The 18,691-nt window shown below is 66.5% G+C and carries 22 protein-coding genes; 21 read left to right on the forward strand and 1 reads right to left on the reverse strand.

Features of this window, described 5'->3' with window-relative positions:
• The first annotated feature begins 89 nt into the window (after window positions 1-89).
• Genes AC5QPF_RS06325 through AC5QPF_RS06350 form a run of 6 tightly spaced genes read left to right on the forward strand, consistent with a single transcriptional unit; the run spans window position 90 to window position 4,854 of the window.
• The gene (locus AC5QPF_RS06325; RefSeq protein ID WP_024889636.1) at window positions 90-308 is read left to right on the forward strand and encodes an AlpA family transcriptional regulator; all 219 of its coding nucleotides are present in this window, start codon (window positions 90-92) and stop codon (window positions 306-308) included.
• Between the two features lie 40 nt (window positions 309-348).
• Window positions 349-1,215, forward strand: coding sequence for a ParA family protein (locus AC5QPF_RS06330; protein ID WP_024889635.1), 867 nt, complete (start codon window positions 349-351; stop codon window positions 1,213-1,215).
• Window positions 1,199-1,447: a hypothetical protein gene (locus tag AC5QPF_RS06335; RefSeq protein ID WP_024889634.1), complete on the forward strand. Its 249-nt coding sequence runs from the start codon at window positions 1,199-1,201 to the stop codon at window positions 1,445-1,447. The genes AC5QPF_RS06330 and AC5QPF_RS06335 overlap by 17 nt, the downstream gene beginning before the upstream one ends.
• Window positions 1,440-3,077 (forward strand): ParB family protein, encoded by a 1,638-nt coding sequence (locus AC5QPF_RS06340; protein WP_032963678.1) that lies wholly within the window; start codon window positions 1,440-1,442, stop codon window positions 3,075-3,077. Before AC5QPF_RS06335 ends, AC5QPF_RS06340 begins: the two co-directional genes overlap by 8 nt.
• Window positions 3,078-3,096: 19 nt before the next feature.
• Entirely contained in the window at window positions 3,097-3,657 is a 561-nt protein-coding gene (locus AC5QPF_RS06345) for a DUF2857 domain-containing protein (RefSeq protein WP_029578160.1), read from the forward strand.
• Between the two features lie 3 nt (window positions 3,658-3,660).
• Window positions 3,661-4,854, forward strand: a complete 1,194-nt coding sequence (locus AC5QPF_RS06350) for an STY4528 family pathogenicity island replication protein (protein WP_134552249.1) — start codon at window positions 3,661-3,663, stop codon at window positions 4,852-4,854.
• Between the two features lie 51 nt (window positions 4,855-4,905).
• On the opposite strand, the gene AC5QPF_RS06355 is transcribed toward AC5QPF_RS06350, so the two are convergent.
• Window positions 4,906-6,123 (reverse strand): phospholipase D-like domain-containing protein, encoded by a 1,218-nt coding sequence (locus AC5QPF_RS06355; protein WP_494962496.1) that lies wholly within the window; start codon window positions 6,121-6,123, stop codon window positions 4,906-4,908.
• A 237-nt stretch (window positions 6,124-6,360) separates the two neighbouring features.
• Here AC5QPF_RS06355 and AC5QPF_RS06360 point away from each other — a divergent pair, with 237 nt between their 5' ends.
• The 15 genes from AC5QPF_RS06360 (at window position 6,361) to AC5QPF_RS06430 (ending at window position 18,639) form a co-directional block, all read left to right on the forward strand.
• Entirely contained in the window at window positions 6,361-7,149 is a 789-nt protein-coding gene (locus AC5QPF_RS06360; RefSeq protein ID WP_108080538.1) for a PFL_4669 family integrating conjugative element protein, read from the forward strand.
• Window positions 7,146-7,694: a DUF3158 family protein gene (locus tag AC5QPF_RS06365; RefSeq protein WP_124136598.1), complete on the forward strand. Its 549-nt coding sequence runs from the start codon at window positions 7,146-7,148 to the stop codon at window positions 7,692-7,694. The genes AC5QPF_RS06360 and AC5QPF_RS06365 overlap by 4 nt, the downstream gene beginning before the upstream one ends.
• Window positions 7,691-8,071 carry a single-stranded DNA-binding protein gene (locus tag AC5QPF_RS06370; protein WP_134553408.1) on the forward strand — a complete coding sequence of 127 codons (381 nt, stop codon included), beginning with the start codon at window positions 7,691-7,693 and terminating at the stop codon, window positions 8,069-8,071. The genes AC5QPF_RS06365 and AC5QPF_RS06370 overlap by 4 nt, the downstream gene beginning before the upstream one ends.
• 294 nt (window positions 8,072-8,365) lie before the next feature.
• Window positions 8,366-10,381 carry a DNA topoisomerase III gene (locus tag AC5QPF_RS06375; RefSeq protein WP_033874957.1) on the forward strand — a complete coding sequence of 672 codons (2,016 nt, stop codon included), beginning with the start codon at window positions 8,366-8,368 and terminating at the stop codon, window positions 10,379-10,381.
• 781 nt (window positions 10,382-11,162) lie between these two features.
• The gene (locus AC5QPF_RS06380; protein WP_033872247.1) at window positions 11,163-11,399 is read left to right on the forward strand and encodes a hypothetical protein; all 237 of its coding nucleotides are present in this window, start codon (window positions 11,163-11,165) and stop codon (window positions 11,397-11,399) included.
• 25 nt (window positions 11,400-11,424) lie between these two features.
• Window positions 11,425-11,817 (forward strand): hypothetical protein, encoded by a 393-nt coding sequence (locus AC5QPF_RS06385; protein ID WP_003141051.1) that lies wholly within the window; start codon window positions 11,425-11,427, stop codon window positions 11,815-11,817.
• Window positions 11,818-12,067: 250 nt separating this feature from the next.
• Window positions 12,068-12,784 (forward strand): DUF5983 family protein, encoded by a 717-nt coding sequence (locus AC5QPF_RS06390; protein WP_494962497.1) that lies wholly within the window; start codon window positions 12,068-12,070, stop codon window positions 12,782-12,784.
• Between the two features lie 290 nt (window positions 12,785-13,074).
• Entirely contained in the window at window positions 13,075-13,872 is a 798-nt protein-coding gene (locus AC5QPF_RS06395) for a hypothetical protein (RefSeq protein WP_024889626.1), read from the forward strand.
• A gap of 66 nt (window positions 13,873-13,938) precedes the next feature.
• Complete coding sequence (locus tag AC5QPF_RS06400) at window positions 13,939-14,304, forward strand: DUF3085 domain-containing protein (protein WP_024889625.1); 366 nt, start codon at window positions 13,939-13,941, stop codon at window positions 14,302-14,304.
• Window positions 14,305-14,648: 344 nt separating this feature from the next.
• Window positions 14,649-15,200: an STY4534 family ICE replication protein gene (locus AC5QPF_RS06405; RefSeq protein WP_003141036.1), complete on the forward strand. Its 552-nt coding sequence runs from the start codon at window positions 14,649-14,651 to the stop codon at window positions 15,198-15,200.
• A gap of 55 nt (window positions 15,201-15,255) precedes the next feature.
• Window positions 15,256-15,867 carry a DUF3275 family protein gene (locus AC5QPF_RS06410; RefSeq protein WP_003141033.1) on the forward strand — a complete coding sequence of 204 codons (612 nt, stop codon included), beginning with the start codon at window positions 15,256-15,258 and terminating at the stop codon, window positions 15,865-15,867.
• Between the two features lie 89 nt (window positions 15,868-15,956).
• Window positions 15,957-16,322, forward strand: a complete 366-nt coding sequence (locus AC5QPF_RS06415) for a hypothetical protein (RefSeq protein ID WP_494962498.1) — start codon at window positions 15,957-15,959, stop codon at window positions 16,320-16,322.
• 84 nt (window positions 16,323-16,406) lie between these two features.
• The gene (locus tag AC5QPF_RS06420) at window positions 16,407-17,057 is read left to right on the forward strand and encodes a hypothetical protein (protein WP_024889624.1); all 651 of its coding nucleotides are present in this window, start codon (window positions 16,407-16,409) and stop codon (window positions 17,055-17,057) included.
• Window positions 17,058-17,122: 65 nt separating this feature from the next.
• The gene (locus tag AC5QPF_RS06425; RefSeq protein ID WP_024889623.1) at window positions 17,123-18,232 is read left to right on the forward strand and encodes a DUF6094 domain-containing protein; all 1,110 of its coding nucleotides are present in this window, start codon (window positions 17,123-17,125) and stop codon (window positions 18,230-18,232) included.
• Window positions 18,233-18,333: 101 nt separating this feature from the next.
• Window positions 18,334-18,639, forward strand: a complete 306-nt coding sequence (locus AC5QPF_RS06430; protein ID WP_024889622.1) for a hypothetical protein — start codon at window positions 18,334-18,336, stop codon at window positions 18,637-18,639.
• Window positions 18,640-18,691 lie beyond the last annotated feature (52 nt).

Below are 18,691 nucleotides of genomic sequence, written 5' to 3' on the forward strand. Positions count from 1 at the left end.
CTGCACTTGCGGTGACCGCGCGGGAACCGCGCTATTGAATACGGGGCACTTCCATCATCGCCGCTACACAGCGCCAAGGAGTGTCCCTCGTGACTGCCCAGACCATCGCCACCGCGACGCCGAACGAACACCGCATCCTGCGCCGCGCGGAAGTCGAGGCCAAGACCGGCTTCAAACGCGCCCACATCTACAACCTGATCAAGGAGGGCAAGTTTCCTAAGCCCCTGCGCCTCGGGGTACGCGCCATCGGATGGGATTCGGTGGAGATCGATCAGTGGATCACCGATCGACTCAGTGAGCGGGCGTGAGCCCGCGCCCCCCGGAATCCCTTCCACGAGGAGTCGCACCATGCAGGTGGTATCCATCATTTCGACCAAGGGTGGCGTCGGCAAGACGACCACCGCAGCGAACCTGGGCGGCTTCATCGCCGATGCGGGACTGCGCGTGCTGCTGCTGGACCTGGACGTACAGCCCACCTTGTCGAGCTACTTCACGCTCGGCACGCATGCGCCTGCCGGCATCTATGAGATGCTGGCCTTCAATGAGCAGCGTATCGAGCAATTGGCTTCGCAGACCGCTGTGGCGGGTCTCGACCTGGTGGTGTCGAACGACCATCGCGGCGAACTGAACACACTGCTGCTGCACGCACCCGACGGTCGGCTGCGCCTGCGTCACCTGCTCCCCGCGCTGGCGTCGCACTACGACCTGCTGCTGATCGATACCCAGGGAGCGCGCAGTGTGCTGCTGGAAATGGCGGTACTGGCCTCCAGTCTGGCGCTGTCACCGGTGACGCCGGAAATCCTGGCGGCGCGTGAGCTGAGGCGCGGCACGCTGCAACTGATCGAGGACATCGCTCCGTATCGGCACCTCGGCATCGAGCCGCCACCGCTGCGCTTGCTCATCAACCGTGTGCATCCGGTTTCGTCGAACGCCCGACTGATCCAGCAGGCCCTGCGACAAGTGTTCCAGGCGCACGCTGGCATACAGGTCCTGAGCACCGACGTCCCGGCCATTGAAGCCTACCCACGTGCCGCAACACGGGGGCTGCCAGTGCATCGCGTCGAATACCGGCAACCAGTGGGCCGTACTGCGCCTGCGGCGTTGGAGACGATGCGTGCGCTGGCTGGCGAGCTGTTCCCGGCATGGCGGGAGCGCTTTGCATGCGTTACCGGCAGAGGCCGCGCAGGAGGAGCCAGTCATGGCGATCGCGCATGAACTGGCCCGCGGCCATGCGCGGCTACGCGCGCTGATCGAGTTCGCGCTGGGCGAAGGTTGGCACGTGAAACGCACGCGCGGCGGGCACCTGATGTTCACCAAGCCCGGCTGCGCCGCGATCTATACCAGCTCGACTGCGAGCGATCACCGCGCCAGCCGCAACGCACGCGCGCAGCTTCGCCGCGCCGATCGACAGGCACTGACGGCATCTCGGGAGAGCAGCGATGGCTGATCCGACGCCGCAGGACATGGCCACCAAGCTGCTGGCCAAGGGCTTCGAACGCAACGGTCCTTCGGCCGCGGCGTTGACCGACCCCATCGCCGACACACCGATGGTGGTGACGCTGGACGAGCTGCGCCCCTATGAACATGACCCACGCGTGACGCGCAACCCGGCCTACGAGGAAATCAAGACCTCGATCCGCGAGCGCGGGCTGGACGCACCGCCCGCGATCACGCGCCGGCCGGGCGAGGCGCACTACATCATCAGGAACGGTGGCAATACGCGGCTGGCGATCCTGCGCGAATTGTGGAGCGAAACCAAGGAAGAACGCTTCTTCCGCATCGCGTGCCTGTTCCGCCCGTGGCCGGCGCGCGGCGAAATCGTGGCGCTGACCGGGCATCTGGCCGAGAACGAGCTGCGTGGCGGGCTGACCTTCATCGAGCGGGCGTTGGGCATCGAGAAGGCGCGCGAGTTCTACGAGCAGGAAAGCGGCCAGGCACTGTCGCAGAGCGAACTCGCGCGGCGGCTGACTGCCGACGGTTATCCGGTGCCGCAGTCGCACATCAGCCGCATGAACGATGCGGTGCGCTACCTGCTGCCGGCGATCCCGACGCTGTTGTACGGCGGACTGGGCCGGCATCAGGTGGACCGGCTCGCGGTGCTGCGCAAGGCGTGCGAGCGCACCTGGGAGCGGCGTGCGCTGGGCCGCACCGTGGCCGTGGACTTCGCCACCTTGTTTCAGGACGTGCTGACGCAGTTCGACACACAACCGGACGACTTCTCGCCACAGCGGGTGCAGGACGAACTGGTGGGCCAGATGGCCGAGCTGCTGGAGGCGGACTACGACACGCTGGCGCTGGAGATCGACGACAGCGAAAGCCGCCAGCGTGCGCTGACCAGCGAACCGGCGCCTGTCGTGCCTGCTGCTCCTTCCGCACCGGTCTCCGCGCCTCAGCAGCCACCCGTGTCGTCCGGTCCGCGCGACACCACGCCGGTCTCGCCTGCGGCGTCAGCAGCGCCACCGCCTGCATCGCCCGAAGCGCCGCAGGACCAGCACGGACAACGCGACGAGCGCCTGCAAGGGCACATCGTGACACCGGCACCGACCACCGAGCGCCTGCAGTCCATCCAGCGGATGGTCGCCGACCAGCTCGGCGACAAGCTGCCCGACTTCGAGGCCGATGCGCTGCGTGCGATCCCCGTGCAGGCGGGCGGGCTCTATCCCATCTCGGACGTCTGGTACATCGAGCCGAGCTTGGACGTGCCGGATCGCCTGCGTGTGCACATCGCGCAGTTCGCGCGCGAAATCGGCGAGGAAGCGGCGGTCGCCGACCACATCGAGGCCAGCGTCGGCGGCATCGGCTTCGTCTGCGCGGCGCCGGTTGTGGGCCAGGCGAAGGCGCTGCCGGCGTTCGCGCGGGCGGTGCTGACCCTGCTGCATGTGCTGAGTGCGGCGCCGCCCTCCGCGAACGGAGTGGACCGCGCGCGGCTGGCCGACGAGCTGGCTGCGCTGCTGCATGGCCATGGCGGCTCGGCTACACGCCTGAGCGATGCTGCGCTGGTGAAGCTGTTCCGTCTGCTGCGCCTGGCGCGCCGGCTGCTGGATCTGGAAGCCGGCGTAGCGAGCCAGGATTCCTGAGCGCGCAGGAGGCTCCCGCATGTCGGCACCGCACCCACTCAACCAAGCCGTGATCGCCCAGGCCCTGCATGACTTGCGCAACGGCCAGTTGCGCCGCTGCAAGGCCATGGGCTTCGGCGAGGAAGAGCTGGATGCGCTGAAGCACCCCGAACTCGTGAGCATGCTGGTGAATGCCACGGTATCGTGGTGTTCGGTGTCGGTGAACCGGGATGTGTTGAAGCGGCTGCTGAGCCAGATGCACGACGTGGAGCGGGAGATCGCCACGGTGGACCGCATGCTGCGCCTGGGAGCGAGCACGGAGATGGTCAGCAAGTTCTACGGCCTCACGCATCAGGAAGTGGCGCTGCGCCGCGACATCCTTGGGCTGCCCAAGCGCAAGGGCCGGCATCCGGTGCTCGACGAGGCACAGGACGTGACCTTGTGGGAGCGCTGGAAGGCCGGCGTCACCGAGCGCCATATCGCCCTGTCCGACGACATGGCGATGCTGGCGCTGACCATGGACCTGGCCGAGGCGTTGAGCCTGCCGATGTCGGTGGTGTGGGCGGCGATACGGAACTGGATCGACCAGGGGCTGGTGTAGGCCATGACCACGGGCGGCGCACCACGGCGCGAAGGCCCCGTTGCGCTGTCCGCGCTCTTCGACGAGGCCCTGCAGCACCTGCAGCCAGCGCAGGGAACGGCGCCGGCCGCCGACGGTTTCCTCTACAGCGGCAACCGGCACGAGAGCGTGCCGCGCGCGCTGTTCCTCGACCGGCGCCTGACGCCGCTGGAGCGCAATGCCTGGCAGGTGTTCCGCCTGCAGCTCAACGACGACGGCGTGACCGCCTTTCCCACCTACGACCAACTCCGCCCCTATCTGGCGTCCATGCCCTGTGCGGCGCAAGCCTCGCACGAGACCGTGGCGCGCGCCTTGACGCTGCTGCGGCTGACGCGCTGGCTCAGCCTGGTGCGGCGGCGGCGCGATCCCAAGACCGGCCGCATCCAGGGGAACCTCTACGTGCTGCACGACGAACCGCTGTCGCCCTTCGAGGCGATGCAGCTCGACCCCGACTATCTGGGCCTGGTGAGCCAAGCGCTCACGCACGCGGCGAAGGCGGTGCAGGTCGTGGGCATGAACACGCTGCGGGAGATCGCTGAAGACCCGCTGCTCAGCGGGCGCACGCTGCCGACCCGCTTGCAGGTGCTCGCGCAGCGCATGGTGCGGCATGGCTGGACGACGCCAGGTTATCCACAGGAGGGTGCGGACCACGAATCCGAAGAAGGCCAGGAAGCCCTGCTTCGGAATGGCGCACGCCCGTCTTCGGAATCCGAAGCAGGGCCGAAACCCGCGCCGGACGGCTCTCTTCGGATTCCGAAGGAGGACCGTACAGTACGTAATGATCGTATAAATGAAGTACGTACAGTACCGCGCGCGAGGGCCTTGCAGAACCTGCGGCTGCCGGAGCGTTTCCTGCGCTTGAAGGACGAACAGCAGGCCGGCGCGCTGGTGGCGCTGCAGCAGGTGGACGAAGCGCAGCGGCAGGCCGTTCTCGACGAGTGGGCGGCACGCTGCCACAACAGCGCGGTGCGCAACCCGGCCGGCTACCTGTTCGGCATCATCCAGAAGGCGATCCGCGGAGAGTTCAAGGCGTGGGCGGGCACCGACGCAGCAGCGCCGCTCGCGCCGCGAGCTGCGGGGCCCGCGTCATCGTCGTCGCCTTCGGCCTCCCGCCCAGCCGACCCCGAGGTGGCGCGCGCCTACCTCGCACGGCTGCGTTCAGCCTTGCGCGATCCCTGAGCTATCCCCAGGGGATAGACGGAACAGGTCGCCTTCCGTGGGGTGATCCGGTCAGGTCGCGGCTTCGTCTTCTTCCGTTTCCCGCCAATAGGCGTAGTTGAACAGTGCATCCAGCTCCGTGAAGTCGTCCAGGCCCAACGATCGTCTGACCGTATCGGCATGCCCGCAGTACCTTGCGTAGCTTTCCGCACTGACGTTCTGCTTGGTTGGATGCAGTGGGTAGTCCCGGATGCCGGCGAGCGCCAGTCCCGACACCGCGTTCTGGTTCATCACGGCGAACCGCTTGTTGTCCAGCGCGTGCAGAATCTCAGTCAGCAGGTTGATGCCTGCTCCGGTGATGGCGCCGAAATGTCCATGTAGAGCGGTAAACGCTTCGGCAGGCGAGAGGTTGCGCCGGTCAAGGATGTCCGCCACTGCGGCCACGAACTGCCCTGGGTGGTTGGCGATCCGGCTCTTGCTGCGGTGCAGCCCGCCGGAATGGAACAGGCCGATCAGCGCGTCGTAGTTACTCGGAAAGTCCCGCCTGGCATTGCTGCTCAGGGCCGCCAGCTCTGCCAGCCTGCGCCTTGCCTGGCGCAGGTTTCCCTTGCGGCCGTTCTTCTGCGCAGTGAATCCATGCGCTGAATCGTCGCTTTTCATCAGCTCCAGGAGGTCGGCCAGGATCGTGAAGTCCGACCCCTTGGTTCGGCTCGCCTTCTGCGCGCGCTTCTTGGCCACCTTCCGGCAAGTGTCGTGGATGATGTATTCCCGCTCGTAGGCATCAATCCGGGGCTTGGTCGCTGGCACGAGAATCCTGTCCGCGACCAGCGCATCGAGGTGTCGCGTGACAGATGCCATCAGCGCGCCGCTCGCGTCGTCGATGAGGGCCGATGCCTCGTAGTTTCCGTAGAAGCCTCCGTGGGTGAGGTTGGCCGAGCCGACGATCACCGAGCATTGCTTGCCATTCTGGAAGGCGTAGATCTTCGGGTGGAAGGTGTCGCTGGCGTTGCTGAGGTACAGGACGAGCGCGTGCTTCTCGGCGAGCGCAAAGAGCTGTCGGAGTGCTTCGGGTTCGGTCAGGTAGAAGTCCAGACCTATCGCAAACCTGGCCTTCAATCCGCTTTCCAGCGCCTTGCGCAAGGGCTTCAACAAGTCGCCGAGGGCCGAGGTCTTCGCGAACGCCACCAGGCATTCCAGGCGTTCCGCCCGCTTCAGCAGCTTCTCGACCACGTGGCCGTGCCCGTGCTCTTCCTCGTTCAACAGCAACTGAACGGCTTTCCCATCCTGCATGTTTTCCCCTCGTTCTTCTGCGCAGCAACCCCAGGTGCGATGCGCCCCCAGTCATTGTCATGGTTCAAGCCCCGACATCAAGCATTGGTGGCTCAAGACCTATCCCCAGGGGATAGCCGGCACACACAGCCTTCCGTGCGGAACAAACCGGGCGCGCATGGGCTGCGGTTTGTTGACTGACGGCCTTCCGGCCGATGCCGATGCTGGCGACTCGCCCCTTCACCGCGAGTCGCTCCCATGGCCAACGAACGCACAGAACCCCTGCAACTGAATCTCGGATCGCTGCGCAGCGCGATGTCGCTGACGCTGCACACGCACCACGCCTCGCGCATCTGGCACGGCCGCGCGCCGACCGAGGGGCGCCCAGGCATCATCGGTCTCAACGGCTTCATCGGCGCCATGAACAAGATGAAGCGCGGCGCCGAGCAGGACGACCCCTACTCGGACTGGTGGATGCTGCGGATCGAGGACAAGCTCGCCGACACCAAGACCCGTCTGCAGACCCTGCGCGAACAGGTGGATCAGGCCTTGGCCGACGTGCCAGCGGCGCTGTCCCTGGGCGAGAACATGAACATGCAGCCGGTTAAGCTGCCGCTGTTCGTGAACGCCCAGCTCGGCTTCATGGCGGTGTACCTGCTGGCCGACTACGACGACCTGGCACGCAAACTCATCCTGGCGCACCACACGGCGCTGATCGACCGCAGCACCTTGGAGCGCTGGCTCAATGATGGTGCGCACGCGCTGCGCAGCCTGTTCTCACTGGCCCAGCAGTACCGCTACTCGGGCACGACGCGCGACGACTTCGCGGCGAAGAACGCCGCGGCGCGAGCGGCGCTGGAGAAGTTCGGCGAGCTGCCGCAGGACGTGCTGGAAGGCACGCGCCGCTCGCGTTTCGCGCCACCCATCGCGCGGCGGACGACCAAGCCCGGCACGCCGCCTGCTGCGCCCGCCATCAAGCCCGATACGCCGGCTCCCACGGGTGGCGCAGCCGATGGTGCGACGGGCAATGAGGGTGCTGGCGCATGACAGCATCGCCCCCCATCAGCCACTCCACGCGCTTCGTGGCGCTGGAACAGGCGGACTTCCAGCGGCTGGAACACGCAGGCTACCTAAAAGGCCTTTTACAGCCCTTTAAGGGTAAGGGGAGTCTGGAGACCTGGGCCAGCCAGTGCGCAGCGCTGCGCGACGGCGTGATTGGCCTGGCGCAGCGGCGCGTGCTGCCCCAGGCGCGCGCCTATCCCTTCAGCCTGCTCGACGTGCAACTGGCCCAGCAGGCCACTGGCGCAGGGACGACCTTCCTGCGCTGGCGCAACCTCGACCGTTCCTCCATGGGCGTGGCGTTGTGGGAGGCCCTGCTGGCCAACCCCGCGACGCCGGCCTCGCTGATCGACGAGCTGTACGCGATCGAACTGCAGCGCATCGTGCTGAACATGCAGATCAGCCTGACCCACAGCATCGCTCGCCAAGCCCTGGAATGCGCCAACAAGGCCGCGCAGGCCGAAGCGGCTTACCTGCGGCGCGTCCACGGGCATACCGCGTCCGTTCCACCCACCACCAAGGAGTCACCATGAGCACGCACTTCGTCGGCGAGGGCAACATCGGTTCTGCGCCGGACTACCGCGAATTTCCGAACGGCAACGACGAGCCGCGCCGGCTGCTGCGCCTGAACGTCTACTTCGACAATCCAGTGCCGACGAAGGACGGCTACGAAGACCGCGGCGGCTATTGGGCGCCCGTGGAGCTGTGGCACCGCGACGCCGAGCACTGGAAGACGCTGTACCAGAAAGGCATGCGGGTGCTGGTCGAGGGCCGCACCGTGCGCGACGAATGGGAGGACGCCGACGAGAACGAGCGCGTGACTTTCAAGGTCGAGGCGCGGCGCGTGGGCATCCTGCCGTACCGCATCGAGTCGGTGGCGCTCAGCGCCAAGCCGGCCGGCGGACAGTAATTCGCCCATCGCCGTTCCCCCGAGGGCGGCTGTAGCAACCGTCATACGCCCGCGATGCACCAGCGAGCTATCCCCAGGGGATAGTTCCAAGGTCGTCCACAGCGTCCCAGCCGCGCTCCCGAAACGACGCTCTTGCTGTGCCAGCTCCTGCGGTCTATGCGCACCGCTGCGGCAACGGACCGCCTGCCGATCACAAAGCGGTGTCTGCACCAATCAGCTTCCTTGCTGACGGCATCTCCTGGCCCCGCCAAGCTGACGCCCATCCGATGAACCGCACATTTCCAAGGAGGCTTCATGCGCGTGTTCCTGTGCGAGAAGCCGTCCCAGGGCAAGGACATCGCCCGTGTGCTGGGTGCCAGTCAACGCGGTAATGGCTGCTACAGCGGCGCGGGTGTCGTCGTGACCTGGTGCATCGGTCATCTGGTGGAGGCGGTTCCACCCGAAGGCTACGGTGAGCAATACAAGCGCTGGGCCATCGAGCAACTGCCCATTCTTCCTGAGCGTTGGCGTGTCGAGCCCAAGGCGGCGACCGCAGCGCAATTCAAGGTCGTGCAGCAGCTCGTCGCCAAGGCGGGCGAGCTGGTGATTGCGACCGACGCCGACCGCGAGGGCGAGATGATCGCCCGTGAGATCATCGAGCTATGCGGCTACTGCGGGCCGATTCAGCGTCTGTGGCTGTCGGCGCTCAACGATGCGTCCATCCGCAAGGCGCTGGGTGCGCTCAAGCCGTCCGCCGAGACGCTGCCGCTGTACTACTCGGCCCTGGCCCGCTCGCGTGCCGACTGGCTGATCGGCATGAACCTGAGCCGGCTGTTTACGCTTCTAGGTCGGCAGGCCGGCTACACCGGCGTGCTGTCGGTGGGGCGCGTGCAGACGCCGACGCTGAAGTTGGTGGTGGATCGTGATCGCGAGATCGCGCGCTTCGTCTCTGTGCCGTATTGGGCCGTGGACGTGCTGCTATCCCATGCCGGCCGGTCCTTCACCGCGAGCTGGATACCGCCCGAAGGCAGCACGGATGCAGCGGGTCGCTGCCTTCAGCAGCCGGTGGCGCAGCAGGCTGCGGATTGCATTCGCGCCGCACGCGATGCGCAGGTCGTGTCAGTGGACACCGAGCGCGTGCGCGAGGCACCGCCGCTGCCGTTCGACCTGGGCACGCTGCAGGAGGTGTGCTCCAAGCAGTTGGGCCTCGACGTGCAGGAGACGCTGGACATTGCCCAGGCGCTGTACGAGACGCACAAGGCGACAACGTACCCGCGCTCCGATTCGGGCTACCTGCCCGAGAGCATGCTGGCCGAGGTGCCGACCGTACTCGACAGTCTGGTCAAGACCGACCCCAGCCTGCGGCCGCTGATCGAGCGCCTGGATCGCCAACAGCGTTCGCGTGCGTGGAACGACGGCAAGGTATCGGCTCACCACGGCATCATCCCGACGCTGGAGCCCGCCAACCTGTCGGCCATGAACGAGAAGGAGCTGGCCGTCTACCGGCTGATCCGCGCCCATTACCTCGCGCAGTTCCTCCCGCACCATGAGTTCGACCGGACGGTGGCGCAGTTCTCGTGCGGCAGTCAGTCGCTGGTGGCCGTGGGCAAGCAGATCGCCGTCATCGGCTGGCGTGAGGTGCTGGCGACGCCGGGGCCGGACGATGCCGGTGGCGAGGATGCGCAGCGCAGCCAGGTGCTGCCCGCCCTGCATGCGGGCCTGTCCTGCCCGGTCGGAAAGGTGGATCTCAAGGCGCTGAAGACGCTGCCGCCCAAACCCTACACGCAGGGCGAGCTGATCAAGGCCATGAAGACCGTCGCCAAGTTCGTGACCGACCCGCGCCTGAAACAGAAGCTGCGCGATACCACCGGCATCGGCACCGAGGCGACACGCGCCAACATCATCAACGGTCTGATCGGTCGCGGCTACCTGGTCAAGAAAGGCCGCGCCGTCCGCGCTTCCGACGCGGCATTCACGCTCATCGACGCGGTGCCCTCGGCCATCGCCGACCCCGGCACCACGGCGGTGTGGGAGCAGGCGCTCGACATGATCGAGGCCGGCCAGATGGCGCTGGACACCTTCATCGAGAAGCAGTCCGTGTGGGTCGGCCAGCTCGTGCAGCAGTACCGCGGCGCAACGCTCTCGCTCAAGCTGCCGCCGGCGCCGGCCTGCCCGCAGTGCGGCGCACCGATGCAGCAGCGCACGGGCAAGAGCGGCGCGTTCTGGTCCTGCTCGCGCTACCCGGACTGCAAGGGTACGTTGCCGATCGAGTCCCCGACGGGCCGGCGCAGCGCACCGCGCAAGCGGCGCGCTGCCTCCAAGGCGTCCTGATCCTCGCTTTCCCCCTGCCGCGCCGGCCACTTCACTGGCGGCGAGGCAAACGTCCCGCACCGCGCGGGACTCCAAAGCGCGCGTCTCCTTCTGCAACGGTGTGCGCGCCCCGTCTGCCCGCCATCGGGCGACGGGGCGAGAAGGTCATTGCTCCCACGAATCGCGCCCGCCGCCATTCCCTTGATCGGTGTGCCTTGCCTCGGTCACGAGGGGCTTCCTGACGCCTTGCCGCCGCGCGAGCCGTGAGGAGGCCCCTTGGGCCGAGGGTATTCCGTGCCGGTGCCCGCCGGCGGAACAACGGGCTCCCTTTGTGTGTGGATGCACGCCAGAGGTTTCCGGCCCCAGCCACGAAACGGGCCGGGTGCGATTGCTGACGCAGCGAACGGCTTTGACGACGGCCTGCGCTGACGCAGCCCACAGGTGGTTTTCCTTCCTCTCCAGCCGAAGGCCCGCGTGGCCTTCGGCGCCCTGGTCCTTGCCTTGTCCCGTGACGCGGGCCTGCCCTAAAGCGGGCCGTCCGCGATTCGGTTTTCCCTGCGACGGCAGCCATGCCTCGCGCCCATCCTCACGCCATGCGTTGCTGACAGTCGTCAGCGGCATGCCCTGGCAGTCTCGGTCTTCAAGACTGCAACGCGGTTCGCCGCGTTGACCGATCCAGTCCGCTTCGCATCGCCCACCGCGGACGCTCGCCGGCCTGGCGACGATGCACTTTTCTCAACCACCCGAGGGGAACCCCATCCCCTGCGGGATGCGTGCTCCCCGACCCACCAAGGAGCACGGCATGTCTGAACTTTCCGCATCTTCCTCTGCAAACGCAGTGCGCAGTGGTGCGCTGGCGCTGGCCTGGACCGGCAAGCGTTTGCCGCTACAGGTGCTGCGCAGCGCGGCCGGCCACTACATCGGCACGCAAGACGACGAAGGCCCGGTATCGCGGGAGTCCGTCGAGTATTTCCCGACCCACCTCGCAGCACAGCGCGCCCTGGATACCCATGCCTGGACACAGCGCGCTCACCCCTGATTCCCACCCTTCAAGGAGTTCTCTCATGAATCTGTCTTTACCCGAAGACGTGCTCGATCAGATGGCGCTGGAACAGGCGCACTTCGACGCTGCACCGCAGGCCTTCTTCGAGGCCTGGAAGCGCGGCGCGCAGATCGCCGGCCACGAGTGGTTCGGCGACGGCACACGCGAAGGTCTGCAGCGTGCCACCACCAAGTGGGACCTGCGGCCCAACATGCTGATGCTCAACGACGCCCTGGGCGTGCTGAGCAGCGGTCAACGCATGTTCCTGTCCGCGATGGTGAGCTTCTACAACTCCCGCGAGGGCGGCGCGATGCTCAAGCGTTGCGGCTTCGAGGGGCTGTCCGACTTCGGCGGCCTCGATCTGGAACGGCGCCAGGTCATCGCTGACCTCACGCTGCACTACAACGGCTGGTGAGCCGCGCCTGGCAACCCACCGACTTTTCATCCCACCCCACGAGGGACATGCGTCCCAGTTCGGGGCCATGTCCCTCCTTCTTTTCGCAGGAGCGGCCATGTCCCGAATCAGCATCTTCCACTGACCTGCACCGCCCGCCACCAGGGCGGCCCGACGCCGCGGCCGGCTGACCGGCTGCCACTTCATCCACTCGCTGGGGTTCAATCCCCGGCAGGGGATTGCCTCGGCCATCCTCTGCTGGAGGAATCCCATGTCTCATTCCAAAAACCCCTTCGTCCGCGGCTACGATGGCCTGTCCGTGCAGCGGCTGCTGGCGATTTCTTACGACGACGACTGCCCGCTGAGCTATCTGCCGCTGCACGTCTCGCAGTCGCACCTGCCGGACAGCCAGGTCGAGCGCCATGCCTGCGTCTTCTGCGACGACTTCGCGCTGATCACCGAGGGCCAGAACGTGCCGCCCGAGCTGGACGCGCAGTGCCCCAGCCACGGTATCGCCCGAAACCTCGTCTACGCCGTCATGGCCGAAGAAGCCGGCCAGCCGCTGCACGTCGGCGATACCTACTCCGAGGAAGCCGCGCGCGAGGTGGTACGCCGCCTGCGCTTCGAGACCGGGTTCTACAGCCGTGCTTGGGAAATCAGTTCGGCGCATATCACCGAGGAGGCCGGCCGCTTCCTCGCCGAACTGGCGGACATCGCCACGCCGAGCGGTTTTTTGTTTGTGGCCTTCCGCATTCCCTACAGCCCGGCGGTCGGCGTGAAGCTGATCGCCACCCCCTGGACGGATGCGAACCTGCAGCATGTCGAGGGCATCACCGCCGAAGAGCTGCGGCAGGAGCACCGGGCCAAGGGCGTGCCGGAGTCCCTCGTGGAAGTGTTGCACCTGGCTGCGCTCGCCGACGTTCGCATGTTGGTGTTCGATGCCGGCGCGCCCGAGCTGGACGGGCTGACGCTCTACGACGACGAGTAACCCGCAACCCATTCGAGCCCCCACGTCGGGGCTCTTCTTTTTCGCGGAACGCGGTGCCGGCGCATTGCCGATTCCCAACGGACGGTCGCCGCCATGTGCCGCACGCTGGCCGCATGTTCGCTGGCGTTGCCGGCAGCATGCCCAGGCAGTCGAGACCTTCAAGACTGCGGCGCGGTTCGCCGTGCTGGTTGCTTCGTTCTCCGGGCGCACCCGCGTCCATCCACCTCACCCTCAAGGGACAGACCTCCCTTGCGGGCGGGAGTCCCTTGGTTGCCACAAGGAGTCTCCCCATGGATACCCAAGCCATCCGCGCACAGATGCCGACGCTCGTTGTCGGTCATGTGCCTTCCAACGTCCGTTCGTTCAAATTCAACATCTTCGACGGCCAGCCCAAGGTTTCGACGCTGGGCTTTCACATCGACCCGAAGCCTTTCGAGGGCAAGGTCATCGCCACCACCGACGAGGCCATCGTCGTCAAGACGGGACGAGCCGAGTTCGCGGTGCTCGATCGCACGCTCGTGACCGAAGTGCCCGACGAGGGCGCCAAGGTGCAGGTCGAACCCTATGTCAGACGCCGCTTCGACGGTCAGCGGGCGGACACGCCCGAGGAGCAGACCGAGTTCACCGCCGACGGCCAGCCCTACACGGTGAAGCGGTTCGTGCTCGGGTCCGCACCGGCGAAGCTGCCGATCCCCGAGCCGCGCTGCCCCGAGCTGCAGGAACTGATCGTCCAACTGGAGCAGTTGCCCGCTCCCGACGGTTTCCGGCGCATCACCCACATGCTGGTGGATGCCGGTGCGCGGGACATCACCTGGGTCGATCCGCTGCCCGCCGACATCATCCGCACGCCACCGGCCATCGGCTTCACCGTCGCCACGATGAAGTTCCAGGGTCGCGTCACCGTGCTTTATGAGCGTGGCCTCGACCTCTACGCGGTGGAGCTGCACCGCGACGGCGAGCTGGTCGAACGGGTCGATGAGGTGTTCTTCGACACCCTCGGCGAGACGCTGGAACGGCTGATCGACGACGGGAGCTGGAGACGCATCCGCGTGCAGTGCCTGTCGGGTCGCAAGGCTGTCCGGCACTGAGCTCCCAGCAGCTTCCCGCCCTCGCGGCGGGAAGCCTCTCTTCCTGCCCCCCTGGAGATCACACCCATGACTGTTCGATTCAAAGGCACGGAGCTGCGGCCCGTGCTCGCCGAAGCGGTGGCGAATCAATGCCGCGTCATCCTGGTCAAGGATCAGGGCGTGTACTTCCTGGCCGAGTGCGGCGAGCGCCGACCCGATGGTCGCCAGAAGACCATCGCCTATGCCGCCGGTTGCAACCCGGATGTCGATGCCTTCGACGAATGGTGGGAACTGGCGCGTGCCGAGTTCGGTGGCGACGACTTCGGCGAGTTCTTCGATCCGCAGGAGGGCGTGTTTGCGCGCATCCTGCGCAGCGAGGACGACCTCGACGTGTCCGCCACCGCGACACACCTGTCGCTGCAGGCGGTTCCTCCCACGCCCAGCGGTAACTGACCGCCCATCCCTGGCCCCCGCTCCGGGGGCCTCTTTCTTCCCGGCAATGCGGACAGCCGCGAGTGCCGATTGCCGCTCGCCTGCGCGCCGTCCCGGCGCCACGCTTCCGGCCATGTTCCGCTGACGTCCGTCAGCGACATGCCCAGGCAGCCACGATCTTCAAGGCTGCGATGCGGTTCCGACCGCGTTGATCACTCCAGTTCGCACCGGCATCCATGCGCGAACGGCCATCGGTTCTCGATGGCGATGCCACCAAGCTGTTCCATCAACCCACGCGGGGGTTCCACACCTTCCCCGCCTTGGGTCGGGTGTGTCTCCGCCTCATTGTTCCCAGGAGATTCACCATGACCACTTCCACCGAAAAGTCCTACTTCGATCTGCACATCACCGGCCTCGGGTATCTCAATCGCATCCGCGAAGTGAAGCCCAAGAAAGGCGATGCGTTCCTGGCCTGCGACATCGCAGCCCTGAACGGTCCCAGCGATGACGTCTCGTATGTGCGTTTCGACACGCGCGTATCGGGATCGGAAGCGCAGCACCTGGTGCGCCGCTGCATTCAGGCGGTCGACGCCGAGAAGAAGGTGATGATCGGCTTCCGCCTGGGCGACCTGTGGACCGACACCTTCACCTACTCCAAGGGGAAGCGTGCCGGCGAGCAGGGTGTGAGCCTCAAGGCCCGCCTGCTGTTCGTCAGTTGGATCAAGGTCGACGGCAAGCTCGTCTACAAGGCCGAACCCAAGCCGACCGAGACCGACGAGCGCGACCCGGAAGTCCCTGTGACGTCCGACGCGCCCGCCGCGCAGCAAGCCTCGGCACCGGAGCCTTCCAAGCCCGTCGCCGATGCTGCCGACGACGCTGCCGATGCCCCCGCATTGGCCGTTGCCGAGTCGTTCTGATCCGCAAGGCCCCATCCCCGGGGCCTTGTCTTCTCTTCGTCAGCAGGAGACCTTCATGATCACCATCCCCGGCCAACTGGCCATCAAGACCATCCACGGCAGGAACGGCGACTTCAACGTCGGCCGCCTGGCGACCTCGATCGGCGAGTTCGTCGTGAAGAACGCCGAACTCGATCAGTACCGCGAGGGCAAGTACGACGGTGATTTCGTCATCGTCGAGATTCGTCCCTCCACGTACAACGCCAACGGCCGCATGGTCATCGAGATCCGCGCCCATCTGGGCGGGATGACACTGTCCAACATCGACGCCCTGAGCCGCGACGAAGCCCGCCGGCTGAGTCCGCAGGAAGTTGATCCGATCGACGAGGAGGCGCAGGCCCCCGTGCCGGCAACGCCCCCGGCCAAGCCGAAGGCGAAGCCGCGCAGTCCGCGCGATCCCCTGGTCGATACCACGCCGTTCGGCAGCGAACCGGCTCGTGTGTCCGCTGCGGCCTCGGCCGAGGCAGACGACGCGGCGCTGTTCGGTGCCTTGTGGCCCCTGGGTGAGACCGTGAAGCTCGATGCGACCGTGGATCGTCGTGTGCTGCGTCAGCAGCGCGACCGTCTCGACAAGCTCGGCTACGAGTTCGCCCCGTTGTCCCAGGACTGGCACCTCAAAGCTGCCTGATCCATCTGCCGCCTTGCGCGGCATTCCGCCACCCGCCGGGGTTCTTCCCCGACGGGGAGGGCTCCGGCCTTTTCTTCAAGGAGACCCTCATGGGCTGGACCTTCGTTCGTCAGACGCGCGATCAGTTGATCCGCGAGCTGCTCGCTCCGCAGGCGTCCGAGCGCGCTTGCTGCGAAGTCATTGACCACACGCTGGACGGCGACGTTCTGTGGACCGTGGTTCGCGTCACCGCCAGGCAGGCGGGCGTCATGGGCCTCGCGGCCGGTGAGTCCGTCTACTACATCGGCTGCCATCTGCTGGAAAGCTCGGGCCGCGATTGGGGCTACAAGTCCCTCGATGAGTCCGTGCATCCGTACTACTACTCCTGCCCGCTGCGCTATCTCGACATGGCGCCGGTGCAAAGCTCCGAGTGGCGCGAGCGGGTTCACCGCTTCCACGCGGGACGCGCTGTCTAGCGGCACGCATCTTCCTTCACCCAACCGGGGCGAGCATGGCCCCGCGGGCTGTGGTTGCTCCTTCATTTTCAAGAGGACATCACCATGCCTGCACCTTCTTCCGCGAAACCGCTGTACCGCATCGACGAATGCCCCGACCTCATGGCCGACGGTTGCGTCGGTGACGAGCAGGGCAATCTCGTCTTTCTCTCGATCTGGGCGCGTGACACCGCCGTTCAGGAGTTCCTCGCCCGCCTGACCCTCGGCCGGGACGAACAGGGACTCGATCAGTTCCACGTCATCACCGAGCAGGGCGCATCCATCCCCGTCTTCGTCGGCAACGTCGAGAACCTGGAAAAGCGCATCACCCGCGCCTATCGGCGAACGCTGTTCGGTTCGCTGACGAACGTGTGGCTGTTCGATCGTCGCTGCGTGAAGCCAGACAAGGCCAACGCCAGCGCGCTGGCGCTTCTGCCCAGGGATTCCGCTCACCGGCTCGACCGGCTGTGGACGCTGGTGCAGGACACCTGCCCGCTGCCACTGCTCGACCACTGGCGCGACACCGTGCTGGAGCTGTTGCAGTCACGGCGGATGCTGACCGGTCTTCCCTTGGCCCTCGGGCCGCTGGAAGGCCATCGGCTGGCCCTCAATGTCCCGGCGCTGACGAAGGCGTTGGGCGAGCTGATCCGCAACGGCACCCTCGGCGCCACGCAGTACGAACTGGCCGCGAACGCACCGCTTCGGCGTGTGGCGTGAGCCATCCCCACGGGCATGCGCGCCGCGCGTGCCCGCCTTCCCTCATCCATCATCAGGAGAAATCCATGGCTCTCATGTTTCCGCGCCTGGCGCGCAACTTCATTCGTAACGGCTACTTCCCCACCGACGAGCCGACGCTGGAGCGGGCCTTGTCCGCACTGGCGCCGTCTCCCGGCTCGATGTCCATCCTCGATCCCTGCGCCGGCGAAGGCGTGGCGATTGCCGAAGCCGCCCACGCCCTCGGGCGCGAGCAGGTCCAGGCCTTCGCCGTCGAATACGACGCCGAGCGTGCCCGCCACGCACGGCAACTGGTCGATCGCTGCATCCACGGTGACCTGATGGACACGCTGATCTCGCGCCAGTCATTCGGGCTGCTGTGGCTGAACCCGCCGTATGGCGATCTGAGCAAGGACGTGAACGGCAACATCGGCTATCAAGGCCAGGGCCGTGCGCGGCTGGAAAAGCTGTTCTATCAGCGCGCGCTGCCGCTGCTGCAGTACGGTGGCGTGCTGATCTTCATCGTGCCGTCCTACGTGCTCGACGCCGAGCTGGTCGGATGGCTGACGCGCCACTTTGCCGAACTGCGCATCTACCGTGCGGTGGAGACGCAGTTCAAGCAGGTGGTGATCTTTGGCCGCCGGGTTCGCCAGCGCGACCAGGCGTCGGAGTCGGCCAAGGCCCTGCGTGGTCTGCTGCTGCAGATCGGACAAGGCGATGCCGAAGCCGAGGAGCTGCCGCTCGAATGGCCGTTCCTGCCGTACACCGTCCCCGCCAGCCCGGCCGAGCCGGAGCACTTCTATCGCGTCACGATGGAGCCCGAGCAGTTCGCCGATGAAGTCGGCCGGCTGCAAGGACTCTGGCCGGCGCTCGATACCCACCTGGGCGCCGCGCAGCAGTCGCTGCGTCCGCCCGCGCGGGCCTTGTCGCACTGGCATCTCGCCCTGGCCTTGGCCGCAGGCGCGATCTCCGGCGTAGTGAAGTCCAAGAGCGGGCGCGTGCTCGTCGTCAAAGGTGATACCCACAAGGAGAAGACCCTCCAGACGGAATACACCGAACGCGACGACGGCTCCGTGGCCGAGACGCGCATCCTCACCGACAAGTTCGTGCCGGTCATTCGTGCATGGGACTTGACGCTGGGCTCGCCCACGTGGGGCGAAGTGCTGATCATCCGCTGATCGCTGTTCCCTGACAGTTCGCCGTCGCTTTCATCCACCCACCGGGGTCACGTCGCCCCGATGGGGTGCCGTGGCCCCTTCTTCCAGAAGGAGAAATCACCATGGCACTCGCAGTCCTCAACCTCGCGTCACAAGCACGCTTTTCGCCCGGGCAGGTGGTCATGACCGCCGGCGTCGACGAGCTGGTCCGACAGGGCCGGCTCAACCCCACGCCGTACCTGCGCCGCCATCTTCATGGCGATTGGGGCGACCTGGACGACAGCGATCGACGGCAGAACGATGCCGCGCTGAAGTCCGGCGAGGATCGTCTGTTCTCGTCCTACCAGGTCACGCGCGACCTGAAGCTCTGGATCATCACCGAATGGGATCGCAGCGTCACCACACTGCTGCTGCCCAGCGAATACTGATCCGCATCCAGCGGTCTCGCGCCGCTTCTTTCTTCCCACCCAGGGGCATGTC

The sequence above is a fragment of the Pseudomonas sp. Con_6 genome, assembly GCF_059379395.1.